General features: G+C 71.2%; 24 protein-coding genes and 2 riboswitches. Of the genes, 10 read left to right on the top strand and 14 right to left on the bottom strand.

Annotated features, from left to right (window positions below; translation table 11 throughout):
- Window positions 1–235 precede the first annotated feature (235 nt).
- From ACFY1E_RS01265 to ACFY1E_RS01235, 7 genes are all read right to left on the bottom strand, one after another.
- On the bottom strand, window positions 236–1,048 hold the full coding sequence (locus ACFY1E_RS01265; RefSeq protein WP_389069962.1) for an ECF transporter S component: 813 nt from the start codon (window positions 1,046–1,048) through the stop codon (window positions 236–238).
- A complete protein-coding gene (locus ACFY1E_RS01260) occupies window positions 1,045–2,781 on the bottom strand; it encodes an ABC transporter ATP-binding protein (protein ID WP_389069959.1) in 1,737 nt (578 codons plus the stop codon). The genes ACFY1E_RS01265 and ACFY1E_RS01260 overlap by 4 nt, the downstream gene beginning before the upstream one ends.
- Window positions 2,778–3,923, bottom strand: a complete 1,146-nt coding sequence (locus ACFY1E_RS01255) for an energy-coupling factor transporter transmembrane component T (protein WP_389069957.1) — start codon at window positions 3,921–3,923, stop codon at window positions 2,778–2,780. Before ACFY1E_RS01255 ends, ACFY1E_RS01260 begins: the two co-directional genes overlap by 4 nt.
- Window positions 3,913–4,551, bottom strand: coding sequence for an SCO2322 family protein (locus ACFY1E_RS01250; RefSeq protein WP_389069954.1), 639 nt, complete (start codon window positions 4,549–4,551; stop codon window positions 3,913–3,915). Before ACFY1E_RS01250 ends, ACFY1E_RS01255 begins: the two co-directional genes overlap by 11 nt.
- Entirely contained in the window at window positions 4,548–5,741 is a 1,194-nt protein-coding gene (locus tag ACFY1E_RS01245; protein ID WP_389069952.1) for a prenyltransferase/squalene oxidase repeat-containing protein, read from the bottom strand. The genes ACFY1E_RS01250 and ACFY1E_RS01245 overlap by 4 nt, the downstream gene beginning before the upstream one ends.
- Window positions 5,742–5,868: 127 nt before the next feature.
- Window positions 5,869–5,942: riboswitch (cobalamin riboswitch) on the bottom strand.
- A gap of 125 nt (window positions 5,943–6,067) precedes the next feature.
- The gene (locus ACFY1E_RS01240) at window positions 6,068–6,559 is read right to left on the bottom strand and encodes a nuclear transport factor 2 family protein (protein ID WP_389069950.1); all 492 of its coding nucleotides are present in this window, start codon (window positions 6,557–6,559) and stop codon (window positions 6,068–6,070) included.
- A gap of 42 nt (window positions 6,560–6,601) precedes the next feature.
- Window positions 6,602–7,630, bottom strand: coding sequence for an MBL fold metallo-hydrolase (locus tag ACFY1E_RS01235; protein WP_389069948.1), 1,029 nt, complete (start codon window positions 7,628–7,630; stop codon window positions 6,602–6,604).
- Between the two features lie 189 nt (window positions 7,631–7,819).
- Here ACFY1E_RS01235 and ACFY1E_RS01230 point away from each other — a divergent pair, with 189 nt between their 5' ends.
- From ACFY1E_RS01230 to ACFY1E_RS01220, 3 genes are all read left to right on the top strand, one after another.
- On the top strand, window positions 7,820–9,277 hold the full coding sequence (locus ACFY1E_RS01230; protein ID WP_389069947.1) for an aldehyde dehydrogenase: 1,458 nt from the start codon (window positions 7,820–7,822) through the stop codon (window positions 9,275–9,277).
- Between the two features lie 4 nt (window positions 9,278–9,281).
- The gene (locus ACFY1E_RS01225; RefSeq protein WP_389069946.1) at window positions 9,282–9,554 is read left to right on the top strand and encodes a ferredoxin; all 273 of its coding nucleotides are present in this window, start codon (window positions 9,282–9,284) and stop codon (window positions 9,552–9,554) included.
- A gap of 67 nt (window positions 9,555–9,621) precedes the next feature.
- A riboswitch (TPP riboswitch) is annotated at window positions 9,622–9,809 on the top strand.
- Between the two features lie 56 nt (window positions 9,810–9,865).
- On the top strand, window positions 9,866–10,729 hold the full coding sequence (locus ACFY1E_RS01220) for a tetratricopeptide repeat protein (protein WP_389069944.1): 864 nt from the start codon (window positions 9,866–9,868) through the stop codon (window positions 10,727–10,729).
- A gap of 19 nt (window positions 10,730–10,748) precedes the next feature.
- Here the strand turns inward: ACFY1E_RS01220 and ACFY1E_RS01215 are convergent, their stop codons facing one another.
- Complete coding sequence (locus tag ACFY1E_RS01215) at window positions 10,749–11,399, bottom strand: TetR family transcriptional regulator (RefSeq protein WP_389069942.1); 651 nt, start codon at window positions 11,397–11,399, stop codon at window positions 10,749–10,751.
- 210 nt (window positions 11,400–11,609) lie between these two features.
- Here ACFY1E_RS01215 and ACFY1E_RS01210 point away from each other — a divergent pair, with 210 nt between their 5' ends.
- Genes ACFY1E_RS01210 through ACFY1E_RS01200 form a run of 3 tightly spaced genes read left to right on the top strand, consistent with a single transcriptional unit; the run spans window position 11,610 to window position 14,811 of the window.
- The gene (locus ACFY1E_RS01210; RefSeq protein ID WP_389069940.1) at window positions 11,610–13,016 is read left to right on the top strand and encodes a glycosyltransferase family 4 protein; all 1,407 of its coding nucleotides are present in this window, start codon (window positions 11,610–11,612) and stop codon (window positions 13,014–13,016) included.
- Window positions 13,010–13,744, top strand: coding sequence for a class I SAM-dependent methyltransferase (locus tag ACFY1E_RS01205; RefSeq protein WP_115908450.1), 735 nt, complete (start codon window positions 13,010–13,012; stop codon window positions 13,742–13,744). The genes ACFY1E_RS01210 and ACFY1E_RS01205 overlap by 7 nt, the downstream gene beginning before the upstream one ends.
- Window positions 13,741–14,811: a prenyltransferase/squalene oxidase repeat-containing protein gene (locus tag ACFY1E_RS01200; protein ID WP_389069937.1), complete on the top strand. Its 1,071-nt coding sequence runs from the start codon at window positions 13,741–13,743 to the stop codon at window positions 14,809–14,811. The genes ACFY1E_RS01205 and ACFY1E_RS01200 overlap by 4 nt, the downstream gene beginning before the upstream one ends.
- 25 nt (window positions 14,812–14,836) lie before the next feature.
- Here the strand turns inward: ACFY1E_RS01200 and ACFY1E_RS01195 are convergent, their stop codons facing one another.
- The 6 genes from ACFY1E_RS01195 to ACFY1E_RS01170 all read right to left on the bottom strand — a co-directional run bounded on the left by ACFY1E_RS01195 (window position 14,837) and on the right by ACFY1E_RS01170 (window position 20,778).
- Window positions 14,837–15,124: a hypothetical protein gene (locus ACFY1E_RS01195; RefSeq protein ID WP_389069934.1), complete on the bottom strand. Its 288-nt coding sequence runs from the start codon at window positions 15,122–15,124 to the stop codon at window positions 14,837–14,839.
- Window positions 15,125–15,179: 55 nt separating this feature from the next.
- Window positions 15,180–16,190, bottom strand: coding sequence for an LLM class F420-dependent oxidoreductase (locus ACFY1E_RS01190; RefSeq protein ID WP_389069932.1), 1,011 nt, complete (start codon window positions 16,188–16,190; stop codon window positions 15,180–15,182).
- Window positions 16,191–16,307: 117 nt separating this feature from the next.
- A complete protein-coding gene (locus tag ACFY1E_RS01185) occupies window positions 16,308–17,126 on the bottom strand; it encodes a hypothetical protein (protein WP_389069930.1) in 819 nt (272 codons plus the stop codon).
- An 86-nt stretch (window positions 17,127–17,212) separates the two neighbouring features.
- Complete coding sequence (locus tag ACFY1E_RS01180) at window positions 17,213–18,184, bottom strand: N-acetylmuramoyl-L-alanine amidase (RefSeq protein ID WP_389069928.1); 972 nt, start codon at window positions 18,182–18,184, stop codon at window positions 17,213–17,215.
- Between the two features lie 22 nt (window positions 18,185–18,206).
- Entirely contained in the window at window positions 18,207–18,857 is a 651-nt protein-coding gene (locus tag ACFY1E_RS01175; RefSeq protein ID WP_389069926.1) for a class I SAM-dependent methyltransferase, read from the bottom strand.
- Window positions 18,858–19,044: 187 nt separating this feature from the next.
- Window positions 19,045–20,778: an MFS transporter gene (locus tag ACFY1E_RS01170; RefSeq protein WP_389069923.1), complete on the bottom strand. Its 1,734-nt coding sequence runs from the start codon at window positions 20,776–20,778 to the stop codon at window positions 19,045–19,047.
- A gap of 215 nt (window positions 20,779–20,993) precedes the next feature.
- Between ACFY1E_RS01170 and ACFY1E_RS01165 the strand changes: the two genes are divergently transcribed.
- The 4 genes from ACFY1E_RS01165 to ACFY1E_RS01150 all read left to right on the top strand — a co-directional run bounded on the left by ACFY1E_RS01165 (window position 20,994) and on the right by ACFY1E_RS01150 (window position 25,115).
- Window positions 20,994–22,184, top strand: coding sequence for a lipid-transfer protein (locus tag ACFY1E_RS01165; RefSeq protein ID WP_389069920.1), 1,191 nt, complete (start codon window positions 20,994–20,996; stop codon window positions 22,182–22,184).
- A 73-nt stretch (window positions 22,185–22,257) separates the two neighbouring features.
- The gene (locus ACFY1E_RS01160) at window positions 22,258–23,691 is read left to right on the top strand and encodes an MFS transporter (RefSeq protein WP_389069918.1); all 1,434 of its coding nucleotides are present in this window, start codon (window positions 22,258–22,260) and stop codon (window positions 23,689–23,691) included.
- Between the two features lie 63 nt (window positions 23,692–23,754).
- The gene (locus ACFY1E_RS01155) at window positions 23,755–24,297 is read left to right on the top strand and encodes a SigE family RNA polymerase sigma factor (protein ID WP_389069916.1); all 543 of its coding nucleotides are present in this window, start codon (window positions 23,755–23,757) and stop codon (window positions 24,295–24,297) included.
- Entirely contained in the window at window positions 24,297–25,115 is an 819-nt protein-coding gene (locus ACFY1E_RS01150) for a hypothetical protein (RefSeq protein WP_389069914.1), read from the top strand. The genes ACFY1E_RS01155 and ACFY1E_RS01150 overlap by 1 nt, the downstream gene beginning before the upstream one ends.

Genomic DNA, 25,115 nt, shown 5'->3' with positions numbered 1-25,115 from the left:
GCGCCGTGGCCCTGGGGGCACATCGGCGCCGTGCGACGTCATCCAGAGAAGCAGGCCCGGAAGGGGTCCGCAATGACCGTATTTGCTAGTTGTGGTCGTATATGGGTGGGGCGGGCTTCGTGTGACCTGGCTCTCAAAGTGCAGGTCAGGGGCGGTTATGGCGTGGACATGGCGTCCGCTTTGCACTACTAGGGCAGGTAGTGGGTGATGTGGGTCATGTGGGGTTGTTCACCGGTCAACGGGGGTCGAAAGTGACCGCGGTCTCGAACGCCGCCCTGCGGGTGGCTCTGCGTAGCGCCCTGAGCACGGCCGGGCCGAGCGTGAGCGTCAGTACGACGGTGACGACCGCCCGGCCGAGGTCCCAGCCCAGCGAGGTGGCCGCGCAGTACGCGAGGAAACGGGCCAGGTTGGCGGGGACGGCGGCCTGCGGGTCGAAGGCGATGCCCGAGGCGAGCGCGCCCATGAAGGGCCAGCCGGCCAGGTTCATGACCGTGCCGTAGGCGAAGGCGGCGAGGAAGCCGTAGCCGCCCAGGAGGGCGAGCTCGCCGCGGCCGCGCAGACGGTCGGGCCCCGGGAGCAGCCCGGCCCCCATCGTGAACCAGCCCATCGCCAGCATCTGGAACGGCATCCACGGACCCACACCGCCCGTGAGCAGCGCGGACGCGAACATGGTGAGCGAGCCGAGGGTGAAGCCGAAGCCCGGTCCGAGCACGCGTCCGCTCAGCACCATCAGGAAGAACATCGGCTCGATGCCCGCGGTCCCGGCGCCCAGCGGGCGCAGGGCCGCGCCGGTCGCCGCGAGCACCCCGAGCATGGCGACCGCCTTCGGGCCGAGCCCGGACTCCGCGATGGTCGCGGCCACTACGGCGACCAGCAGCACCAGCAGACCCGCGAAGAGCCAGGGGGCATCCTGGGCGTGGGCGCTCAGCTGTGAGCCGGGCGGGGCGAGGAAGGGCCAGCCGAAGGCCGCCACACCCACGGCGCTGACCAGGGCGAGGGCCGTGAGGGAGCCGGGGCCCAGGCGGATGGGGCGGGCCTGCGGTGTCATCCCAGGGCCTCCCGTACCTGCGCGACCGTGAGCCACTGCTGCGGGGCGAGGATCTTGGTGACCTGCGGGGCGAAGGACGGGGACGAGACGACGATCTCGGCCGTCGGACCGTCGGCGATCACCTCGCCGTCGGCGAGCAGGACCACTCGGTCGGCGAGTTCGGCGGCCAGTTCGACGTCGTGCGTGGCCAGGACGATCGCGTGTCCTTCGGCTGCGAGGTTTCGGAGCAGGGTGGCGAGGCGGGCCTTCGCCGCGTAGTCCAGGCCACGGGTGGGTTCGTCCAGGAGGAGCAGGGGTGGGCGGGCGGTGAGCACGACCGCCAGGGCGAGGGTGAGGCGTTGGCCCTCGGAGAGGTCGCGGGGGTGGGTGACGTCGGTGACGTCGGTGATCTCGGGGAGGAGGGTCGAGAGGAGGGTGCGGCAGGTGCCGGGGGTGGCGTCGGCGTCGCGGTCGGCTGCGGTGCACTCGGCTGCGACCGTGTCGGCGTAGAGGAGGTCTCGGGGTTCCTGGGGGACCAGGCCCACGTGGCGGATGAGGGTGGGGGGTGGTGTGCGGTGGGGAGTGAGGCCGCTGACGTTCACTGAGCCGGTGGTGGGGTGTGTCAGGCCTACGAGGGTGTTGAGGAGCGTGGATTTGCCGGCGCCGTTGCGGCCCATCAGGGCGAGGGTTTCGCCGGGGGTGAGGGTGAGGTCTATGTGGCGGAGGGCTTGGATGTTTGCGCGGCGGACGGAGAGGGCGTGGATTTCCGCGGTGGGTTGGACTGTGGCCGGGGGTGTGGGCTTGTGGTTGCGGAAGGTGGGCAGCCAGCGGTGGGTGGGGGCTGAGGTAGGGGCGGGTGCGCTTGCCCGCGCTTGCGGGGTGCCGCCTCTCTTTGGGTCGGGAGCCGCCCTAGCGGCACGACTGCCCGCAGGCTGCGGCTGTGACAGCTGCTCGCGGAGCGACCCCGCCCGACGGCGGGCGTCCCGTACCGTCAGGGGGAGTGGGGACCAACCCGCCAGGCGGCCCAGGGCCACGACTGGTGGGTATACCGGCGATACGGCCATCATGTCGGCCGGGGAGCCGAGTTGCAGGCGGGCTCCCGGGGCCGGCAGCACGGCGACCTGGTCCGCGTACTGGATGACCCGTTCCAGGCGGTGTTCTGCCATGAGGACCGTGGTGCCCAGGTCGTGGACCAGGCGTTGGAGGACCGCCAGGACCTCTTCCGCCGCCGCCGGGTCGAGGGCCGACGTCGGTTCGTCCAGGACCAGGACCCGGGGGTGCGGGGTGAGGACCGAGCCGATGGCGACGCGTTGCTGTTGACCGCCGGAGAGGGTGGCGATGGGGCGGTTGCGGAGGTCGGCCAGGCCGAGGAGGTCGAGGGTCTCCTCGACACGGCGGCGCATCACGTCGGGTGCGAGGCCCAACGACTCCATTCCGTAGGCGAGTTCGTCCTCGACGGTGTCCGTCACGAAGTGGGAGAGCGGGTCCTGACCCACCGTGCCCACCACGTCCGCGAGTTCGCGTGGCTTGTGCGTACGGGTGTCGCGGCCCGCCACCGTGACGCGTCCCCGCAGGGTGCCGCCCGTGAAGTGCGGGACGAGACCGCTGACCGCGCCGAGGATGGTCGACTTCCCCACTCCTGACGGGCCGACCAGGAGTACCAGTTCGCCTTCCGGGACCTCGAAGTCCACGCCGCGGACGGTGGGTTCGGCCGCCCCCTCGTACGTCACGGAGACATCCTCGAAGCGGATCACGACGGCTCCTTCGGGGCGATGAAGGCGGGCAGGAGAGCCAGGAGTACGGCCGCTGCGGGCCACAGGGGCAGGGTGGGGGCGACGAGCGGGACGACACCTGGGTGCAGGGCCGCCGGGTCGGCGTCCGCGGCGAGGGTGAGCAGCGCGGCGACCGCGGCGCCGGAGGCCGTGACCAGCCAGGCGCGGAGGTCCCACCGGTCGGGCCGGTACCGGGTCCGCAGGCTGCGCCGGCCGCCCAGCCGTAGACCGGCCAGTGCCGCGGCGACCCCGGCGAGCAGCAGGGGCAGGCCGTACGTGCCGCCTTCGGCGGTGAGCAGCCCGTACGTTCCCGCGCAGACGCCGAGCAGACCGCCGAGGGTGAGGGCGGCGGTGGTGCGGCGAACTGCGGGCGGCACCTCGGCGGTGCGGCCGTAGCCGCGGGCGTCCATCGCGGCGGCGAGCGCGACCGAACGCTCCAACGCACCCTCCAGGACCGGGAGTCCGACCTGCAGCAGACCGCGGATGCCGCTGTCCGGGCGGCCGCGCAGACGGCGGGCGGCACGCAGCCGCTGGACGTCGGCGATGAGGTTCGGCGCGAAGGTGAGGGCGACCACCACCGCCACGCCGGTCTCGTACAACGCGCCCGGCAGGGACTTGAGGAGGCGGGTCGGGTTGGCGAGGGCGTTCGCGGCGCCCACGCAGATGAGGAGGGTGGCCAGCTTCAGACCGTCGTAGAAGGCGAAGAGCAGTGACTCGGCGGTGACCCTGCCGCCCAGGCGGATGCCCTGCGCCCATCGGGGGAGCGGGAGTTCGGGGAGGGTGGCGATCACGTGGGTGCCGGGGACGGGGGAGCCGAGCGCCACCGCGAAGACGAGACGGATGAGGAGGACGGCGAAGGCGAGTTTGAGGAAGGCGGAGTAGGAGTGGGACCAGGGGGTTCGGGGTCGGCAGGTGGCTACGACGTAGGCGGACGCCGCGATGAGGAGGGCGAGGAGGAGGGGGTTGGTGGTGCGGGTGGCTGCGGTGCCCAGGGCCAGCGACCAGAGCCACCAGGCTCCGGGGTGGAGTTGGGCGGGACGGTGGGGGTGCGTGAGGGTGGGGTGCGCGACCCGGCGGGACGGGGTGCCGCTCTCTTGGCGCGGTTGCCCGGGCCTAGGACGCATTCCCTCTCCGCCTTGCCTGCCACACCGCTGCCGCGCCCAGCAGTGCAACCGCCCCCGCTCCCGCGAACAACCCGACCGACGGTCCCCCGTCCCCCTGCCCCTTCTTCGCCGCAGCCGTCGGCTTCCTCCCCGCCGAGACCTGCTCCCCGCACCCCTTCTCCGGATACCCGTCGATCGCACACAACAGCGCGTTCGTGTCGTACCGCAGCGGCTTCGCCACCGCCGCCAGCGCGTCCGCCGTCGTGCCGTCGGCGGACACCCGCGCGCAGACCGTGCGACGGGCCGGTGGTGTCTCGCCGGCCGGTGCGTCGGCCGCCGTACCGAAGTCGAGGACGAGCGCCACACGCTTCCTGCCGTCCTGCGCGGGCGTCCGCGCGCAGATCACCGGGAACGACACCGCCCCGCGCGGCTTCGCCGCATCGCCCGAGTCCTCGCTCACCGAGAACCGGAAGCCCTGGACGGCGCCGTCGGAGGGGCGGGCGGTGGCGGGGCCCTGGGTGGCGTACGTCCAGTGACCGGCGTCGTAGTCCCAGAAGGACCAGTAGCGGTAACCGGCGGCCTGCGCCTGGCCGCTGCCGGTCAGGGTCAGCAACAGGGCGGCGAGGAGCAGGACGAGGCGGCGTATCACGGCTGCGCCTTCTTCTTGCGGCCGCTGATCAGGAAGCCGACGCCGATGCCGCCGACGAGGCCGACGCCGACCATCCACCAGACGCTGACGCCGGAGTCGTCCCTGTGTGCTGCCTTGTGCGAGCGGCGGGCGGGCGCCGGACCCGTCGCGTTGAGGAGCTTGACCAGGTCCTGGCCGCCGAAGTCGTGGACGTCGAAGGTCTCCGCGTGCGCCGCCAGGATCAACTCGGCGTACGCGGCCGGTCCGGCCTGCCGGGCCCACGCCGCGGAGTTGGTCTCCAGCCAGCGCATGGCGTCGGCAGCCTTGTCGCCGTGGCCCGCGGTGGCGAGGGCGAGGACCGCGTCGGCCGTGTTGCCGTAGTCGGGCTGGGGCTTGGCGCCGGGCAGTGTCGACGTCAGGTGCTTGTCCTTGGCCAGGGCCTCGACGAGGTACGCGGCACCGTTCTGCGCGGCCTGCTCGCGGCCGGTGGCCTTCTTGCACGTCGGAGTGGTGCCGGTGGGTTTGGGGGAGTCCCCGGTCAGTCCCTTGCCGAGGGCGCCCACGACGGCGGCCGCGCTCGCGTCCGCGTTGGCGGACAGCTTGCCCTCCTTGTCCGGCTGGAAGGCGAAGGCGCCCGAGCCGTCCCCGCCGCAGGGGAGGGCGAGCTCCAGCAGGGCGTCGTAAGGGGACTTGCCGTCCTTCACGACCTGGTCCGGCTTCTCACCCACGGCGGTCAGCGCGCCGATGACGACGGACGTCGAGTTCGCGTCACTCGCTCCGCCCGGGGCGTAGCCCCAGCCGCCGTCCTTGTTCTGCACGGACTTCAGCCAGGAGACCGCCTTACGGGTGGCGCTCTCGTGTCCGCCGAGTGCGGCGAGGGCCTGGACGGCGGCGCCCGTACTGTTCGTGTCGACCATGAGCTTCGCGTCACAGGCCTTCGCCGTGTCCGCGCGGAACGGCGCGAACGCCCCGTTCGCACACTGCTGCCGCACCAGCCAGTCCACCGCCTTCGCCGCCGGCTTCACCCCCACGGTGTCCTGCGCGAGCAGCGCCAGCGACTGGCGCCAGACGCCGTCGTACTTCGGGTCGGACGTGCCGTACAGCCCGTCGGGCAGGGACGGGGAGGGGGACGCGGCGAAGGCGGGGACGGCTGCACCCAGTACGACGGTGGTGGCGGCCAGTACCGCGACGCTGCGGCGGACGACGTTCATGATCGGCGGGTGCCTCTCCCTGCGGGAGCGGGCAGCACGGGACGACCCCGGCGGCTCGGCTCCGTATGCCTCGACGGTGCCGCGCGCCGACGGGTGCCGACGCACGTGAGCCGGTCACAACCGCGCGGGGCAGTCCGGCTGGCCGCCCGGTGCGGGCGGTTCACGGTTGCGGGTCAGCGCCGGAATTGCACCGGCTTCCCCCCGTACGGCGTGATGACGACCCGGCCACTGTACCGGCCCGTAGGAACACGCTGAGAGCCGCCTGTGAGGCGCGCGGCGCCAGGTCCGGCCCATGGTGACGGGGAGGCCGCTCGGCGCGGGTCGGGTCAACGACGTGTATGTGCTGGAGGCGGGGTGGGGTGATGCTCTCGTCCGACGTGCGGGGTCGGGCCGCCGAAGGGGAGGTGCAGGGTGCGGGAGGCGAGCAGCCAGCGGCCGTCGACGCGGCGGAAGGTGTCCTCGTAGTTGCCCACTTGGACGGGCGGTCCGGCCGGGACCATGCCGCCCGTCCAGCCCTCGATGCGGTACGTCGTGAAGTACGAGGTGGCCTCGGCCGTGTCCGGCGAGGTCACCGTGGTGCGGATGTTGGACATGACCCGCCGCGAGAGCTTGTCGGCGGGCCGTGCGCCGAAGTACTTCCGCAGCGCCTCCCGCCCCTCCGACCGCCGGCCGTCCCCCGGAGGCGGCCACTCCCACCAGCCGTCCTCCGTGAACAGCTCGGCCACGGAGGCCGGTTCGCCGAGGTCCAGGCGGTGGACGAAGTCGAGGATCAGACGCTCGCAGGCGCGTTCGGCGAGGAGTTGCTGCAACGGGTCCATGGGACCGTTCGTACCAGCGGCGGATCACCGGACGCGACCGCTTTACACCGCCACGTACGTCATCGGATCGCTCCCCGCCACCGCCTCCGCCCGCCCCAGCTTCACCAGCCGCCGCAGATGCGCCTCGGCCTCCGAGACCGCGATGTTCCGCGAGCCGTACGGGATCTGGGCCCAGGGCCGGTTCCACTCCATCCGCTCGGCGAGCTGCCACGGGGTGAGCGGCTCCACCAGGAGGGACCGGAGGCCGGTGAGCCGCTCCTCGTGATGGTCCAGCAACTCCCGTACGCGGGCGGGCGCGTCGGCGAACACGTGCTGGTGGGCGGGGAGCACCTCGGCGGGGGCGAGACGGCCGACGCGTTCGAGGGAGTCGAGGTAGTCGCCGAGGGGGTCGGTGACCGTGGTGTCGTCGGGGTCCTCGTACAGACCGATGTGCGGGGTGATCTCGGGGAGCAGGTGATCGCCGGAGAACAGCCGCCCGTGGCCCGGGAGCCGGTCCGGGTGCTGCTCCTCCAGGTGCAGGCAGACGTGGCCGGGGGTGTGCCCCGGCGTCCAGATCGCGCGCAGCCGGCGGCCCGGGAGGTCGAGCAGCTCGCCGGGGACGATCTCCCGGTCGGGCAGGGCGGGGGAGAAGCCCGGCAGGGTGGTGCGGGGTGCTGCGTCGCGCAACGGCGCCACGTGCTCCTCGGGGGCGCCGGCGGCGACCAGCTTGGCGGTCATGTACGCGAACCAGCGGCCCGGCCGGGTGTCGCGGGTGCGCCGCACGATCGCCGTGTCCGCGGCATGCATGGCGATCCAGGCGCCGGACGCCTCACGCACCCTGCCGGAGAGGCCGTGGTGGTCGGGGTGGTGGTGGGTGATGACCACGCCGTGCACCTCGCCCACCGCCGTACCGCAGGCGGTCAGCCCCTCGACGAGCGTGTCCCAGGAGGCGGGGTCGTCCCAGCCCGTGTCGACCAGTACCGGCCCGCGGTCGGTGTCGACGACGTAGACCAGCGTATGGCCGAGCGGATTGTCCGGGATGGGGACCTGGATCGACCGGATGCCTCCGCCGTGGTCGTACACCTGCGTCATGGGCTCCCCAATCACCGCGAACCGGCCACGCTCCGGTCACTATAACTAGAACGCGTTTCGATGGGAGCCCAAGTCACCTGTCTGCGCGGTCAACTCGTGTGCGGCCCGTGGACTCCTCCGAGGGGAACTGGTATCAGTGCCGTATCTGATGAACCGTCAGAGACAGGCGCTCCGGGGAGGCAGTCGGCCATGACCGAGCTCGTGGAACACGGACAGCTGTTCATCGGCGGGGAGTTGACCGACCCCCTCGGCAAGGACGTCATCGAGGTGATCTCGCCGCACACCGAGGAGGTCATCGGGCGGGTGCCGCACGCCTCCCGGGAGGACGTCGACCGGGCCGTCGCCGTCGCGCGCCGTGCCTTCGACGAGGGGCCCTGGCCGCGGATGACCCTCGACGAACGGATCGAGGTCGTCACCCGCATCAAGGACGCGATCGCCGTACGGCACGAGGAGATCGCCCGCGTGATCTCCTCCGAGAACGGGTCCCCTTACTCCTGGAGCGTCCTCGCGCAGGCGCTCGGCGCGATGATGGTGTGGGACGCGGCCATCACCGTCGCCCGCGACTTCACCTACGAGGAGCGGCGCGACGGCGTGCTCGGGAAGATCCTGGTGCGGCGGGAGCCGGTCGGGGTCGTCGCTGCCGTGGTTCCCTGGAACGTCCCGCAGTTCGTCGCTGCCGCCAAGCTCGCGCCCGCGCTGCTCACCGGCTGCACGGTCGTGCTCAAGCCGTCGCCCGAGTCGCCGCTGGACGCCTACATCCTGGCCGACATCACCCGCGAGGCCGGCCTGCCCGAGGGCGTGCTGTCGATCCTGCCCGCCGACCGCGAGGTCAGCGAGTACCTGGTCGGCCACCCCGGGATCGACAAGGTCGCCTTCACCGGTTCGGTGGCGGCGGGCAGGCGCGTGATGGAGGTGGCGTCCCGCAACCTCACCCGCGTGACACTGGAGTTGGGCGGCAAGTCGGCGGCGGTCGTGCTGCCGGACGCGGACGTGGCCACCACCGTCGCGGGCGTGGTCCCGGCGGCCTGGATGAACAACGGCCAGGCCTGCGTGGCCCAGACCCGCATCCTGCTGCCGCGCTCGCGCTACGACGAGTTCGCGGAGGCCTTCGCGGCGGCGGCGAGCGCCCTGGTCGTCGGCGACCCGCTCGATGCGGCGACCCAGGTCGGCCCACTCGTCGCCAGGCGCCAGCAGCAGCGCAACCTCGACTACATCCGCATCGGCCAGGAGGAGGGCGCCAAGATCCTCACCGGCGGCGGCCGCCCGCCGGGCCTGGACCGCGGCTGGTACGTCGAGCCGACCCTCTTCGGCGACGTCGACAACTCGATGCGGATCGCCCGGGAGGAGATCTTCGGCCCGGTGATCTGTCTGCTCCCGTACGGCGACGAGTCCGAGGCCCTGAAGATCGCGAACGACTCCGACTACGGGCTCAGCGGCAGCGTGTGGACGGCGGACGTGGCACACGGCATCGAGGTCGCACGCCAGGTCCGCACCGGCACGTACTCGGTGAACACCTTCAGCCTCGACATGCTCGGCCCCTTCGGCGGCTACAAGAACTCGGGCCTGGGGCGGGAGTTCGGCCCCGAGGGCTATGGCGAGTACCTCGAACACAAGATGATCCACCTCCCGGCCGGCTGGGAGGGCTGAGCGGATGGGGACACCTCCCGCGAAAGCGGCTTCGAGCGTGCGGGCGGGCGACCGCTGGCACGTCGAGGTCGACCGCTCCCTCTGCATCGGCTCCGCCCAGTGCGTCCACCGCGCGACCGGGGCCTTCCGCCTCGACTCCGCCATGCAGTCGCACCCCGTCGAGCCGGAGACCGACGCCAACGAACGCGTCCTGGAGGCGGCGGAGAACTGCCCGGTGGAGGCGATCGTGATCACGTTGCTGGGGAGCGGTGAGCCGGTGTTTCCGCCGGAGGACTAGCGCCCGAAAAAGTACCATTTCAGGGGTTTCATTCCCGGTCTGATGTTCTATTCTGGGAATTGGCCTACGGGACGAGTGAGGGAGCCCGAACCGGAGTAGCCGATTCTGGCGTGAAGCAGTCAGTCCGCCGGGACCGACGTCGACGGTCCGGGCTGAGAGGCCGGAAGGCCGTGGATCGCGAGGTCCACGACTGAAAGGCGACCTCCACCACCTGAACCGGGTAACGCCGGCGAAGGGAACCCGTCTCGTAGGTCCTTTGTGTGCCCGCTACGCTCCTGCGGTCACCACAGGAGCGAGCAGGGCGGGGAAACGTGCGCAAGTCCGAGGCCGGACAGCTGATCAAGCAGGCCCGTGAGGCCTGGGGGGCCGAGGAGTGGCTGCGGGCCGCCGGCCTCTACGAGCAGGTGCTCGCCCATTTCCCGGACGAGAAACCGAGCGCCGACTGGTGGTACGACGCCGCGCTCGCCCACAAGTTCCTGCGGAACTGGGCGAAGGCGTACGAGCTCGGACGCGAGGCCGCCGCCCGGGCGCCGCGCGGCGAGGGCGACCCCGCGTACTGGAACCTGGGCATCGCCGCGACCAGCCAGCGCGACTGGGCGACGGCCCGCGACGCCTGGGCCGGCTTCGGCATCGACCTGCCCGACGGCGAGGGCGAGATCGTCGGCAGCTTCGGCAACGCCTGCGTGCGGCTCGACACCGGCGGCCGGCGCGAGGTCGTGTGGATCGAACGGCTGTGCCCGACGCGCGGGCGCGTGGTCAACGTACCCGTGACCGGAGGGCGGCGGTACGGCGAGATCGTCGTGCACGACGGCGAGCCGAAGGGAGAGCGGATCCTCGACGGCGTCACCTTCCCCGTCTTCGACGAACTGCTCCTCTTCGAGGCCTCCGAACTGCCCACCCTGGAAGTGACCGTGGCGGCCGGCGAGGCGGACGACCTGCGGGCCCTGCTCGACCTGTTCGGCGAGCACGACTACGGCGCCGAACCGGCCAGCAGCGTCCGCGTGCTCTGCGCCTGCTGCAGCGAGGGCACCCACCAGCAGGACCGCAGCCTGCCGGCGGGCGCCCAGACCGTGTCCCTCGCGGCCCCCGAGGAGGACGCCCGACGGCTGCTGACACAGTGGGCGGACGGCGCGGCGATAGGGCGGAGCTGGAGCGGGCTGGCGGCGGTCGGCTGAGACGGGCCGTTCGGTGCGGCTACGACGGCCTTTCGGACGCCGCCGGATCCGTCAGGTCGATCAGCCGGCACACCGTCTCGATGTCGATCTTGACCTGGGCGATGGAGGCGCGGCCCGAGAGCCAGGTGATCAGGGCCGAGTGCCAGGTGTGCTCGATGACCCGGACCGCGGAGAGCTGCTCGGGAGTCGGGTTCTCCAGGCCCATCGCGTCCAGGATGATCAGGGTGGTCTGGCGGGAGACCTGGTCCACCTCGGGCGACACGCTGCGGTCGGCGAAGGTCAGCGCACGCACCATCGCGTCGGCCAGATGCGGCTCGCGCTGCAGCGCACGGAACGCCCGCATCAGCGTCTCCGCGACCCGCTCGGCCGCCGTCTCGCCCTGCGGCGGCTTCTTCCGCAGCGTGCCGTGCATGTGCTCCAGCTGGTCCTGCATCGTGGCGACCAGCAGATGGATCTTGGACGGGAAGTAGCGGTAGAGAGTGCCCAGCGCCACCTGCGAGGACTCGGCCACCTCACGCATCTGCACCGCGTCGAAACCACCCCGGCTGGCCAGCTGCGCGCTCGCGTGCAGGATGCGCCGACGACGCGCCTCCTGCCGCTCCGTGAGGGGCGGGGAGGCCGGCTGCGAGGTACGTGCTTCCACCTTGGCCACCTTCGCTTGCGCAGGCATGGATCCCGTTCCGTGACAGTCGGTGAGGGCTGGTGATCGCACCGAGTTTGGCAGGGCCACCGCCGTGGCGCGAATCACCTGATCCACTGCTCACCGCGCCCCTACCTGCCGGTAGATTCAGAGCCTCCTGGACGATCAAGTCTGAAACTTGTTCTAGATTAGCGTCCCGGCGTAATCTCGCGGGACAGTGCAGGCAGAAGGGGGCCCAGAGTGACCGCTGAGGCCAGTCAGGCGGGTCCCCAGGAGGACCTCGCCGCCGACGGCGAGCGACCGCTCCACATCGCGCTCCTCACCTATAAAGGGAACCCGTTCTGCGGCGGCCAGGGCGTCTACGTCCGCCACCTCTCCCGCGAGCTGGCCCGCCTCGGCCACCACGTCGAGGTCATCGGCTCCCAGCCCTACCCCGTGCTCGACGAGGGCGAGGACTACGCCGGCCGCCTGAGCCTGACCGAGCTGCCGAGCCTCGACCTCTACCGCTCCCCGGACCCCTTCCGCACCCCGAAGCGCGACGAGTACCGCGACTGGATCGACGCGCTGGAGGTCGCGACCATGTGGACCGGCGGCTTCCCGGAGCCGCTGACCTTCTCCCTGCGCGCCCGCCGCCACCTCCGCGCCCGCCGCGGCCGTTTCGACGTCGTGCACGACAACCAGACGCTCGGATACGGACTGCTGGGCGATGTCGGCGCCCCCCTGGTGACCACCATCCACCACCCCATCACCGTCGACCGGCAGCTGGAGCTGGACGCCGCCGAGAACTGGCAGCAGCGCTGGGGCAAACGCCGCTGGTACGCCTTCACCCGCATGCAGAAGCGCGTCGCCCGCCGCCTGCCCTCGGTCCTCACTGTCTCCGGCACCTCGCGCGCCGAGATCATCGACCACCTCGGCGTACGGGACGACCGTATCCACGTCGTGCACATCGGCGCCGACACCGACCTCTTCTCGCCGGACCCGTCCGTCCCCGTGGTGCCCGGCCGGATCGTGACCACGTCCAGCGCCGACGTCCCGCTCAAGGGCCTGGTCTTCCTCGTCGAGGCACTCGCGAAGGTCCGCACCGAGCACCCGGACGCCCACCTCGTCGTCGTCGGCAAGCGCCCCACCGAGGGACCCGTCGCCCAGGCCATGGAGCGCTACGGCCTCGAAGGCGCCGTCGAGTTCGTCAAGGGCATCTCGGACGCCGAACTGGTCGACCTCGTCCGCTCGGCCGAGGTCGCCTGCGTACCGTCCCTGTACGAGGGCTTCTCCCTCCCGGCGGCCGAGGCGATGGCCACGGGGACGCCGCTCGTCGCGACGACCGGCGGCGCGATCCCGGAGGTCGCGGGCCGCGACGGCGAGACGTGTCTCGCGGTGCCGCCGGGTGACCCCGGCGCCCTGGCCGCGGGCCTCAGCCGCCTGCTCGGCGATCCGGAGCTGCGGCTACGGCTCGGCCGCGCCGGACGCGAGCGCGTCCTGCGGCACTTCACCTGGGCCCGCGCCGCCGAGGGAACGGTCGCCAGATACCGCGAGGCCATCACCGGCTCCCCGGCCCCGGCGCCCAGCGCGGCCCCACAGCCGAAAGCCGTCGTAGAAGCCGTAGAAGAACTAGCCGCCCCCCACCCCGAAAGCAGGGCCACGTGCTGACCGTCGACTTCTCCCGGTTCCCGCTCGCCCCGGGCGACCGCGTCCTGGACCTCGGCTGCGGGGCCGGCCGGCACGCGTTCGAGTGCTACCGGCGCGGCGCCCAGGTCGTGGCGCTCGACCAGAACGGCGAGGAGATCCGCGAGGTCGCGAAGTGGTTCGCCGCGATGAAGGAGGCGGGCGAGGCCCCGGCCGGCGCCACCGCCACGGCGATGGAGGGCGACGCCCTGGCGCTGCCCTTCCCCGACGAGTCCTTCGACGTCGTCATCATCTCCGAGGTCATGGAGCACATCCCGGACGACAAGGGCGTGCTCGCCGAGATGGTCCGGGTGCTCAAGCCCGGCGGCCGTATCGCCATCACTGTCCCGCGCTACGGCCCCGAGAAGGTCTGCTGGGCGCTGTCCGACGCCTACCACGAGGTCGAGGGCGGCCACATCCGCATCTACAAGGCGGACGAGCTGCTGGCCAAGATCCGCGAGGCGGGCCTCAAGCCCTACGGCACCCACCACGCGCACGCACTCCACTCCCCGTACTGGTGGCTGAAGTGCGCGTTCGGCGTCGACAACGACAAGGCGCTGCCGGTGAAGGCGTACCACAAGCTCCTGGTCTGGGACATCATGAAGAAGCCCCTGGCCACCAGAGTCGCCGAACAGGCCCTCAACCCCCTGATCGGCAAGAGCTTCGTGGCCTACGCGACCAAGCCCCACCTGCCCTCGGTGGACGCCCGGTGACCACTCCCCGGACAGAACACCTCGTCCTGCCCGGGGTCCTCACCGCCGAGCAGGCTGCCGCGACCGTCCGCGGCATCCTCGCCGTACAGCGGGAGGACGGCGCGATCCCGTGGTTTAGGGGACACCACCTGGACCCCTGGGATCACACCGAGGCCGCGATGGCCCTGGACACGGCGGGCGAGCACGAGGCCGCCGAGCGGGCCTACGAGTGGCTGGCACGGCACCAGAACACAGACGGTTCCTGGTACGCGGCCTACGCTGACGGCGACTTCGCGGACGTCACCGACCACGGCCGCGAGACCAACTTCGTCGCGTACATCGCGGTGGGCGTCTGGCACCACTACCTCTCCACGGGCGACGACACCTTCCTGGACCGCATGTGGCCGGCCGTCTACGCGGCCGTCGAATACGTGCTGCGGCTCCAGCAGCCCGGCGGACAGATCGGCTGGAAGGGCGAGGACGACGGGACCTTCACCACCGACGCCCTGCTGACCGGCTCCTCCTCCATCCACCACGCCCTGCGCTGCGCGCTCGCCGTCGCCGAACAGCGCGAAGAACCGCAGCCGGACTGGGAGCTGGCCGTCGGCGCCCTCCGCCATGCGATCCGCCGCCACCCGGAGCGGTTCCTCGACAAGGACCGCTACTCCATGGACTGGTACTACCCGGTGCTGGGCGGCGCGCTGACGGGTGCCGAGGCCAAGACCCGTGTGGAGGAGGGCTGGGACCGCTTCGTCGTCCCCGGCCTCGGGGTGCGCTGCGTCGTCCCCAACCCATGGGTGACCGGCGGCGAGTCGGCCGAACTCGCCCTCACCCTCTGGGCGATGGGCGAGTCCGACCGCGCGCTGGACATCCTCCAGTCGATCCAGCACCTGCGGGACCCCGAGACCGGCCTGTACTGGACGGGCTACGTCTTCGAGGACAAGGCGATCTGGCCCCGCGAGCTGACCACCTGGACGGCAGGCTCCCTGCTGCTCGCGGTCGCCGCCCTCGGCGGCCACGAGGCGACCTGCACGGTGTTCGGCGGGGAGCAGCTGCCGAGAGGGCTGGATCCGGACTGCTGCGCCTGATCCTCGGGCGCAGCCGGGTCGGTGGTCAGTGCCGCGTCATCCGTCCGGCGATCGCGTGGCCGATGAACAGGTAGACCACCGCTGCCAGGCCGTAACCCGCGACCACGCGGGCCCATGCCTTGTCGAAGGTGAACAGGTCACGCGACCAGCCGGCCAGCCAGTTGGCCACGTTGTGGACGAACTGCACCAGCTCGTTGGCACGGTTGGCGTCCAACAGGTACATCAAAATCCACAGGCCCAGGATGAGGGCCATGACGTCGGCGACGATCGCTATGACCGCCCCGGCTCGATTGCCGCTGCTGTATCGAGACATACTTTCCGGATTGCCGCCGATTCCTGTATGAAACCCGAACGGGTTTGTCCGACGGCTACGAGTTGAGCTCCGCCAGCACCCGCAGCGACTCCCAGTCGGGGGAGAGGGCCAGCAGGTCCGTCACGGGCCCCTTGCGCCACAACTCCAGGCGCTCGGCGATCCGTTCACGCGGTCCTACCAGGGAGATCTCGTCGGCGAAGGCGTCCGGTACGGCGAGTACGGCCTCCTCGCGGCGCCCCGAGAGGAACAGTTCCTGGATGCGCCGGGCCTCCTCCTCGTACCCCATCCTCGCCATAAGATCGGCGTGGAAATTGCGCGCCGCGTGCCCCATGCCGCCGATGTAGAAGCCGAGCATGGTCTTCACGGGCAGCAGGCCTTCGCGTACGTCGTCGCAGACCCGGACCTGTGCCATGGGTGCGACGAGGAAGCCCTCGGGGGCATCGGTGAGCGAGGCCTCGTAGACCTCGGGGCGGGTCGGCGACCAGTACAGGGGGAGCCAGCCGTCGGCGATACGGGTCGTCTGCGCGACGTTCTTCGGCCCTTCGGCACCGAGGAGGACGGGGAGGTCGGGACGCAAGGGGTGCGTGATGGATTTGAGGGCCTTGCCGAGGCCGGTGCCGTCCGCGCCGCTGTACGGATGCGAGTGGAACCGCCCGTCGAGCACGACCGGCCCCTCCCGCCGGAGCACCTGCCGTACGACGTCCACGTACTCCCTGGTCGCGGTCAGCGGCGACTTCGGGAACGGCCGTCCGTACCACCCCTCCACCACCTGCGGCCCCGACAGCCCGAGCCCGAGCAGCATGCGCCCGCCGGAGAGGTGGTCGAGGGTCAGCGCGTGCATGGCGGTGGTGGTCGGCGACCGGGCGGCCATCTGCGCAACGGCCGTACCGAGCTTGATCGTTGATGTCTGCGCCGCGATCCAGGTCAGCGGGGTGAAGACGTCGGACCCCCACGACTCGGCGGTCCACACGGAGTCGTATCCGAGCCGCTCGGCCTCCTGCGCGAGGGGCACGTGGTCGGGGGAGGGGCCGCGGCCCCAGTAGCCGAGGGCGAGACCGAGTCGCATGAGGCCTCCATCAGTTACCTGACGGTCAGTCAGTTACGGGGCTGGAAGCTGCGACTGTACGGCACCGGCCCCCCGCCCGGAAGGGCGAGGGGCCGGTGGTTGCTCGTTCGGCCGGCGTCAGCCGCGCTGGATGCCGGAGGTGTCCTGCAGTACACCGCGGCGGCCGTCCTGCGTCTGGGCGACCAGGGCCGGGCCGCGCTGCTCGACGGCCAGGTACCAGGTGCCCGGCGCGAGTTCGGCGATCGGCGTGGGCGAACCGTCCTCCGCGAACAGCGGCCGCGGCACCGGAACGGCGAACCAGAACGGCGAGAAGTCCCCGGCCGGCGGCTGCCCCTGCTGCGCCTGCGGCTGCTGGGCCCCGTAGGGCTGCCCGGGCTGCGGCTGACCGCCGTAGGGCTGCTGCTGGGCGGCACCGGGGTAGCCGTAACCGCCGGGGGGCTGGGCGCCGTAGGGCTGGGGAGCGGCGGGCTTGGGCGCGGGGATGAGGGCGGCCTGGAGGGCGGGGACCAGGGGGGTGGCGATGGCGGCGCCGGCCATGATCAGGGTGGCGATCAGGGCGAGGATCAGGCCGGTTCCGGCGCCGATGCGGTCGAACACGCTGGAGCTGCCGTTGTCCGTGCCGCCGAGCGGGTCGAAGACGTTCCCGAGCGCGGACCAGGCGGCGAATACGGTGAACGCCGTGCCGAACTGTCCGAGGTCGAGGCCGGCCACCTTGGGAACCTGCGGCAGGCCGTGGGAGACAACGACGAGTGCGGCGCCGATGATGCCCGCGAGGACAACGCTCATCAGGACCGGACCACTCCCCCAGGAGTTGGGGATACCGGAGCTGTCAGAGGCCCCATCGACAGAGTAGAGGTCGAGGAACGACGCGATGAACAGCAACACCGCTGCTCCGATCACCACGCCGTCGCCTCGTGTGAGGGAGCGGATATTCACTTCAGTCGGTCCTTCGTAAGTCGTCTCGTCGTCGGTAGACACTATCGTCCGTCCGAGCAAGGCGTCCGCCGGGATCAGCCCGCTGATCACGAACCGTGCAGGAAACTCACGATTCCATCAGAAATTCCTTGCGCGGCCTTCTGTCGCCACGCACCGCTGGTGAGCAGTGCCGCGTCCTTGCTATCGCGCATGTTCCCGCATTCGATGAACACCTTGGGAACCGTTGACAGATTGAGACCGCCCAGGTCCTTACGCGTGACGAGGCCGGTGCCGTCGCCGATGTAGTTGGAGGGCGGTTCACCCGTGACGCGGACGAAGTTGCCCGCGATGCGCTCGCCGAGGTCGGCGGAGGAGGCGACGATGGGGCGGGTGTCGGCGGCGCCCGCGTGGACGGAGCCGGGAAGGATGACGTGGAAGCCGCGGTTGCCGGCGGCGGAGCCGTCCGCGTGGATGGAGATGGCGGCGTCGGCGTGGGCCCGGTTGCCGATCCGCGCCCGCTGGTCGACGCAGGGGCCCCAGGCAGGGGAGTTGCCGTCGTGGGTCAGCTTCACCGTGGCGCCGAGCTTCTGCAGCAAGGCCTTCAGGCGATGGGACACGTCCAGGGTGAACTGGGCTTCCGTGTAGCCCGAGTTGGTGGACGTCCCCGTGGTGTCGCACTCCTTCTTGTTCGTGCCGATGTCCACCTTGCGGGCGATCTCGGTGGTGTGCCGGAAGTTGCCGGGGTTGTGGCCCGGGTCGATGACGACGACCTTGCCCTTGAGGGGGCCGGAGGCGGCGGGCGCCGACGAGGTGGCCGAGGCGAGGGTGGGCGCCGGGCTGTTCGGGTTCTTGTCGTCGCCGGCTGGGGAGGAGGCGGGCGCGCCGGAGGTCGCCGCTGCGGACGTCCGTACGGTCGCCTGAGCCGTCCCGCCACCGTCACCGCCGCTCCCGCCCACGGCTTCGTAGACAAGCCACCCGAGCAGGGCACCCGGCACGAGCGCGGCGACCGCCACGGCCAGGGGGCTGCGCCGGGGGCGGCGGGGCTGGGGAGGATCGAAGTCCGGGCCTACGTACGACACGTCAGCGACTCTAACCGGGCCCTCAGATCCCCGCTCCCGTTCGCCGCAGGACGCGCAGCGAGTCGGTCACCGAGACCTCCGTGAAGGCGCCGGACTCCAGCGCCCGCAGGTAGACCCGGTACGGCGCCTGACCCGTGAACTCGTCCTTCGGGTCCGGGAAGACGTCGTGGATCAGGAGCAGGCCGTCTTCGGCCACATGGGGGGCCCAGCCCTCGTAGTCGGCGGTGGCGTGCTCGTCGGTGTGGCCGCCGTCGATGAAGACCAGGCCGAGGGGGGTCCGCCAGAACTTCGCGATCTGCGGCGAGCGGCCGACCAGCGCCACCACGTGCTCCTCAAGACCGGCGCGGTGCAGGGTGCGGCGGAAGGTCGGCAGCGTGTCCATCAGGCCGATCTCCGGGTCGACCGTCTCCGGGTCGTGGTAGTCCCAGCCCGGCTGCTGCTCCTCGCTGCCGCGGTGGTGGTCGAGGGTCAACGCGGTGACCCCGGTCTCGCGGGCCGCGTCAGCGAGCAGGATCGCGGAGCGTCCGCAGTACGTACCGACCTCCAGCAGAGGCAGCCCGAGGCCGCCCGCCTCGACGGCGGCCGCGTAGAGCGCCAGTCCCTCATCGACGGGCATGAACCCCTTCGCCGCTTCGAACGCGGCCAGGATCTCGGGCTTGGGTGCCGCGGCCATGGGGTTCCTCCCGGTCGTACGTGGGTTCGGCCGCCAATGTTGCCGCACCCCCGGCCACTTATGTGACTGGGGGTGCGTACAAAAGGGGCGCGGGGCTGTGTCGATTTGCGGCTCCGCCGCGTGGGCGCGACAAGCCACGATGAAGCCGCACCACGCCAGACGACCTGTCGAGGCACCTCACTAGGCGCTATGCGCTGACAGCCTCACCGGGCAACGCCAGATCCAAGTCCACCGCAGCCTCACCCGGGTGCGTAGCCGAAGACGCAAGCGGCCCATGCCCCGCCGCCCGTGCGGCCAGCACATACGCCCCCTCGGCCGGCACGGCCAGTGCATAGCTGCCGTCCTCGTCGGAGACCGTCGCCCCGGCCTGCCGGCCCCGCCGGTCGATCAGCGTGACCTTCGCCCGGGCCACCGGAGAGCCGTCCGCACCGAGCACCCGGCCACGGAACCCGCGCAGCACTTCCTCCGCACGCTCCACGACGGCGTCGTCCTCCTCGCTGCTCGCAAGCAGTTGCGGCGCCCGGTTCGGCTTGGGCAGGAACAGGGCCATCAGCAGACCGACGGCGACGGCGGCGGTCGCGATCAGGAAGGAGACGCGGAAGCCGTGCATGGTCGGGATCTCGACGCCGCCGACGTTGTTCGCGGTGTTGGCCAGCACCATGCCGATGACGGCGCTGGACACGGACGTACCGATGGAGCGCATCAGGGTGTTCAGACCGTTCGCCGCGCCCGTCTCGGAGGCCGGGACCGCACCTACGATCAGCGCGGGGAGCGAGGAGTACGCGAGGCCGATGCCCGCGCCGAGCACCACCGCGATGACCAGGCTCTGCCACGGCGCGCTCATCAGGCCGAGCCCGGCGCCGTAGCCGATCGCGATGATCAGCAGGCCGAGGATCAGGGTGACCTTCGGGCCGTACTTCGCGGACAGGCGGGCGTAGACCGGCGCCGTGAACATCATCGTCAGGCCCAGCGGGGCCACCAGCAGGCCCGCGACGACCATCGACTGGCCGAGGCCGTAGCCGGTCGCCTTGGGGAGCTGGAGCAGCTGGGGAAGGACGAGGGAGACGACGTAGAAGGAGACACCGACCATGATCGATGCGAGGTTGGTGAAGAGGACGGCCGGGCGGGCCGTCGTCCGCAGGTCCACCAGCGGGGCCTTCATACGGAGTTCGAGAACGCCCCAGAGCACGAGTACGACGGCCGACGCACCGAACAGGCCGAGCGTCGTACCGGAGGTCCAGCCCCAGTCGCTGCCCTTGGTGATCGGCAGGAGGAAGAGGACCAGGCCCGCGGAGAGGCCGAGTGCGCCGAGCAGGTCGAAGGAGCCCTCTGCGCGCATCGGGGACTCCGGTACGACCAGGAGGGTGAGGAGGATGGAGAGGGCGCCGAGGCCCGCGGCGCCGTAGAAGAGGGCGTGCCAGTCGGCGTGCTGGGCGACCAGGGCCGCGAGCGGCAGGGCGAGGCCGCCGCCGACGCCTATGGAGGAGCTCATCAGGGCCATCGCCGAGCCGAGCTTCTCGCGGGGCAGCATGTCGCGCATCAGGCCGATGCCGAGCGGGATGGCGCCCATGGCGAAGCCCTGGAGCGTGCGGCCGGCGATCATGGTGAGCAGTTCGCTGGTGAGGGCGCTGATCAGGGCGCCGACCACCATCAGGGCGAGGCTGAGGATCAGCATGCGGCGCTTGCCGTAGAGGTCGCCGAGGCGGCCCATGATCGGGGTGGCGACGGCTCCCGAGAGGAGTGTCGAGGTCAGGACCCAGGTGGCGTTGCTGGGTGCGGTGTCCAGCAGTTGCGGCAGGTCCTTGATGACCGGGACGAGCAGGGTCTGCATCACCGCGACAACGATGCCCGCGAAGGCGAGTACCGGGACCACGGCCCCGCTCGCCCGCCGGGCGGGCGGTTCGGTCGTCGTGTGCGTCATGGGGTGAGGCCTCCAGGCCGAACGAGAGGAAGAGCTGTGCGAGATAAGTGCTGGGTAAACCTCGTATGCACAGGCAACTATTCCGTTGCTTCGGGTCTCTAATGAATTCTTGACCCGGCCATGGGAATCTGATCATTCGTCAGGCCTGGCGGGTTGGTGGAACGTGTTCTAGTCTCGCGCGCCATGAAGGCATACTGTGCAAGGCGTACCGCGCCATGAAGGCCTATGTCGTCGGGGTCGGGATGACCCGGTTCGAGAAGCCCGAGACCCGTGACTGGCAGTACTGGGACATGGTGCGGGAGGCCGGTGGTGCCGCCCTGGCCGATGCAGGGATCCCGTACGGCGATGTGGAACAGGTTCCCGTCGGCTACTGCTTCCAGCCCTCGACCGCCGGGCAGCGTGCCGCGTATGAGCTGGGCCTCACCGGCGTGCCCGTCTACAACGTCAACAACAACTGCGCGACCGGCTCGACCGCCCTGATGCTGGCCCGGCAGCTCGTGGAGGGCGGGGCCGCCGACTGCGTTCTGGCACTGGGCTTCGAGAAGATGAAGAAGGGCGCGCTGGGCGGGGGTGCCGACGGAGGGGACTTCTCCACGTCTCCGGTCGCGCGGCACTACGGCGTGATGGCCGCCCGCCACGGCTTCGAGATGACCCCGCCCACCGCCCAGATCTTCGGCGACGCGGCCCGTGAGCACATGGAGCGGTACGGCACGACCGAGGCGCAGCTCGCCGCCGTGGCCGCCAAGAACCACCGGCACTCGGCGCACAATCCGTATGCGCAGTTCCGGGACGTGTACGAGGTGGACGACATCCTCGCCGCGCGCACGGTCCACCGGCCGCTGACCAAGCTGCAGTGCTCGCCGACCTCGGACGGCGCGGCGGCCGCACTCGTCGTCTCCGAGCGGTTCGTGGAGCGGCGGGAGCTGGGCGGGAAGGCCGTCGAGATCGTCGCGCAGGCGATGACGACCGACACCGAGGAGTCCTTCGCGTCCGGGTCGTGCATCGACGTCGTGGGGCAGCCGATGTCGAGGGAGGCGGCCCGGCAGGTGTACGAGCGGGCCGGGCTCGGGATCGGCGACGTGGACGTCGTGGAGCTGCACGACTGCTTCTCCGTCAACGAGCTGCTGACGTACGAGGCGCTCGGGATGTGCGAGGAGGGGGAGTCCGGGAAGCTCGTCGAGTCCGGGGCGACGACGTACGGCGGGCGGTGGGTGGTGAATCCGTCCGGCGGGCTGATCTCCAAGGGGCATCCGCTGGGGGCGACCGGGATCGCCCAGGTGGCCGAGCTGGTGTGGCAGCTGAGGGGCGAGGCGGGGGCGCGGCAGGTGCCGGGGGCGCAGGTCGGGCTCGCGCACAACATCGGGCTGGGCGGGGCGGCGGTGGTGACGCTCCTGCGGGCGGTGTAGGTCCTGCGGAGGAGGACCGGGTGGGGCGAAATCCCGATGCAAGGGGCGTAACCCGGTTGAGAGCATGACAGGCATGTTGGAAGCCGCTGACGTCACCCGAAGCTCGTCCCGCCGTACCGTTCCTCCTCCCACCTGGCTGGTCGTGGCGCTCGCCTGCGCCGGGCAGTTCCTGGTGGTGCTCGATGTGTCGGTCGTCAATGTGGCGCTGCCGTCGATGCGGGCCGACCTGGGGCTGAGCCCGCAGGGGCTGCAGTGGGTGGTGAACGCGTACGCGATCGCCTTCGCCGGGTTCATGCTGCTCGGCGGGCGGGCCGGGGACCTGTACGGGCGCAAGCGGATGTTCCTGATCGGGCTCGCCCTGTTCACCGCCGCCTCGCTGGGCGGCGGGCTCGCGCAGGAGGGCGGTCAGCTGCTGGTCGCGCGGGCCGTGCAGGGGCTGGGGGCGGCGGTGCTCGCGCCCTCGACGCTGACCATTCTCACCTCGGCCGTTCCGGAGGGGGCCGCGCGGGCCCGGGCGATAGCGACCTGGACCGCGGTCGGCGCCGGCGGTGGAGCGGCGGGCGGGCTGGTCGGCGGGGCGCTGGTGGACGGGCTGTCATGGCGGTGGGTGCTGCTGATCAACGTGCCGGTCGGGGCGCTGGTGCTGGTCGGCTCGCTGCGGTGGCTGGCGGAGAGCCGCAACGGGGACGGGCGGCGGCTCGATCTGCCGGGCGCGCTCCTGGTGACGGCGGGGCTCGGGACGCTGGCGTACGGGATCTCGCAGACCGAGGCCGAGGGGTGGACGGCGGCGGCCACCCTCGTGCCGCTGGCCGCCGGGCTCGCGCTGATCGCGCTGTTCCTGGTCGTGGAGGCGCGTACGGCGGCGCCGTTGATGCCGCTCGGGCTGTTCCGGGTACGGGCCGTGTCCTCGGCGAACGCGGCGATGTTCGTGAACGGTTCCGCGATGTTCTGCATGTGGTTCTTCATGACGCTGTACGCGCAGAACGTGCTCGGCTACACGCCCCTCGAAGCCGGGCTGGCGCTGGTGCCCAGTTCCCTGGCGGTGCTGCTCGGCTCCAAGTCGGCGCCCCGGTTCATGCCGGTGCTCGGCGCGCGGAACGTGGCCGTGCTCGGGACTGTCCTGGCGGCGGTGGGCTTCGCCTGGCAGTCGATGATGACGCCGGAGGGCAACTATCTGACGGAGATCATGTTCCCGGGGATCCTGATGATGCTGGGGGCGGGTCTCACGGCGACCCCGCTGGCTGCGCTGGCGACCTCCGGGGCGGCTCCGGGGGAGGCCGGGCTGGTGTCGGGGCTGGTCAACACCTCGCGCACGATGGGCGGTTCGCTGGGGCTCGCGGTGATGTCGACGATCGCGGCGACACGCACGGCGGGCAGCGGTGCTCCCGGCGCGCTCACGGAGGGGTACGCGCTGGTGTTCCGGACGGGCACCGGGGTGCTGCTCGCGGGGGCGGTGCTGATGCTGGTGTGGCTGCCGCGCAGAATTTCCGCGAAGCCGGCGAAGTAGTCGGGGGAGCGAGGCAACGGTTCGGGCTGCCCATGGACTCCTTTACACATCTAGGAGGTGCCCATGGGGGATCGCAAGGAAGCTCGGGACAAGGAGTTCCAGAGCTTTGTCACCGGCCGCTGGCCGCGGCTGCTGCGCACGGCATTTCTCCTCACGGGGGAGCAGCACGCCGCGGAGGACCTGGTCCAGTCGACGCTCGAGCAGGTCTACGTGGCCTGGCGCCGGGTCGGCTCGGCGGACGACCCGGAGGCGTATGTACGGCGCGTGATGATCAACGCGCATGCGCGCAAACACCGCAGAAAACTGCGGGAGTTCCTGGCGCCGAAGGACGACTCGGGGCTGGTGCGCGAGATCGCCGACACGGGTGACCGCATTGCCCAGGCCGTCGACCGGGGCGTCCTGCTGAAGGCGCTCGCCCAACTGCCGGTGCGGCAGCGGGAGGCGGTGGTCCTGCGGTACTGGGAGGACCTCACCGAGACCCAGACGGCGGAGGCGATGGGCTGCAGCGTCGGCGCGGTGAAGAGCAACGCGGCCAAGGGGATCGCGAAGCTGCGCGCCATACCGGGACTGGCGGACATGGTGACAAGTGGGGGAGGGCGTAAGTGATGAACGCGGACCGGGAGACGAACCACGACATGACGAACAGCGACATCGCTCTCCTGCTGGCCGAAGCCGCGGACGGGGTCGAGATCGGTATAGCCCCCACCCAGGCGGTGATCCGCGGTGGCCGGCGACGCAGGGCGCGGCGCTGGGCGGTGGCCACGGTGGCGGCACTGGCGATCGTCGGCTCGACGGGGACGCTGGCGCTCGCGGGGCTGTCGGGTCACGGGGACGGGCACCGGGGGGCGCAGGTGGCCACGCACCCGCCGACGAGCGTGACGCCGCGGCTCAGCGAGCCGCTGTCTACGCTGCTGGCGAGCGGGACCGAGAACGGCAAGCACTGGGAGGTCTCCGTCGACGTGTGGGCCGCGCCGCGCAACGCGGCGGAGGCGCAGACCCAGTTGACCGCCATGACCGCTGTCGGCGAGTTCCCCGGAGACCTCCGCCAGGCATCCGACCTGATCGGCAAAAGCGCCTACTTCGTGCACATGCTCTACGGGGACAGGAACTCGTTGGTGATCCACCAGATGCTCCCCAAGGGGGAGAAGCAGACAGGCACGGACCTGGTTTCCGGGGCGAGCGGGTTGAAGTCCAGCTCCGAGCCCGCGCGTCTCGTGATCGGCCGGATCGCCAAGACGGCCCAGCAGGTCACCTGCACCTGGAAGGATGGTACGAGCACGGTCCTGCACAGGGTTTCGGCGGACGCCTACGTCAACAACGTCCTCCCACAGGGCATCCGCTCCGTTGAAGGTTCCTCCGACAACTGGTTCGTGTGCCTGGCGCCGAAGGGCACGAGCTACGACAAGGCGGAGGTGACCGGGTAA

This window comes from Streptomyces sp. NPDC001604 (assembly GCF_042893475.1).
Taxonomy (GTDB): domain Bacteria; phylum Actinomycetota; class Actinomycetes; order Streptomycetales; family Streptomycetaceae; genus Streptomyces.
Note: the sequence above shows the minus strand (reverse complement) of the source record. Positions and strands in the feature narration are given on the sequence as shown.

Bases quoted from the DNA above. Each gene is read 5' to 3' on its own strand.
- ACFY1E_RS01265 (WP_389069962.1), bottom strand. From the start codon at position 1,048: ATGACACCGCAGGCCCGCCCCATCCGCCTGGGCCCCGGCTCCCTCACG.
- ACFY1E_RS01255 (WP_389069957.1), bottom strand. From the start codon at position 3,923: ATGCGTCCTAGGCCCGGGCAACCGCGCCAAGAGAGCGGCACCCCGTCC.
- ACFY1E_RS01245 (WP_389069952.1), bottom strand. From the start codon at position 5,741: ATGAACGTCGTCCGCCGCAGCGTCGCGGTACTGGCCGCCACCACCGTC.
- ACFY1E_RS01240 (WP_389069950.1), bottom strand. From the start codon at position 6,559: ATGGACCCGTTGCAGCAACTCCTCGCCGAACGCGCCTGCGAGCGTCTG.
- ACFY1E_RS01235 (WP_389069948.1), bottom strand. From the start codon at position 7,630: ATGACGCAGGTGTACGACCACGGCGGAGGCATCCGGTCGATCCAGGTC.
- ACFY1E_RS01230 (WP_389069947.1), top strand. From the start codon at position 7,820: ATGACCGAGCTCGTGGAACACGGACAGCTGTTCATCGGCGGGGAGTTG.
- ACFY1E_RS01225 (WP_389069946.1), top strand. From the start codon at position 9,282: ATGGGGACACCTCCCGCGAAAGCGGCTTCGAGCGTGCGGGCGGGCGAC.
- ACFY1E_RS01215 (WP_389069942.1), bottom strand. From the start codon at position 11,399: ATGCCTGCGCAAGCGAAGGTGGCCAAGGTGGAAGCACGTACCTCGCAG.
- ACFY1E_RS01195 (WP_389069934.1), bottom strand. From the start codon at position 15,124: ATGTCTCGATACAGCAGCGGCAATCGAGCCGGGGCGGTCATAGCGATC.
- ACFY1E_RS01190 (WP_389069932.1), bottom strand. From the start codon at position 16,190: ATGCGACTCGGTCTCGCCCTCGGCTACTGGGGCCGCGGCCCCTCCCCC.
- ACFY1E_RS01175 (WP_389069926.1), bottom strand. From the start codon at position 18,857: ATGGCCGCGGCACCCAAGCCCGAGATCCTGGCCGCGTTCGAAGCGGCG.
- ACFY1E_RS01170 (WP_389069923.1), bottom strand. From the start codon at position 20,778: ATGACGCACACGACGACCGAACCGCCCGCCCGGCGGGCGAGCGGGGCC.
- ACFY1E_RS01165 (WP_389069920.1), top strand. From the start codon at position 20,994: ATGAAGGCCTATGTCGTCGGGGTCGGGATGACCCGGTTCGAGAAGCCC.
- ACFY1E_RS01160 (WP_389069918.1), top strand. From the start codon at position 22,258: ATGTTGGAAGCCGCTGACGTCACCCGAAGCTCGTCCCGCCGTACCGTT.
- ACFY1E_RS01155 (WP_389069916.1), top strand. From the start codon at position 23,755: ATGGGGGATCGCAAGGAAGCTCGGGACAAGGAGTTCCAGAGCTTTGTC.
- ACFY1E_RS01150 (WP_389069914.1), top strand. From the start codon at position 24,297: ATGAACGCGGACCGGGAGACGAACCACGACATGACGAACAGCGACATC.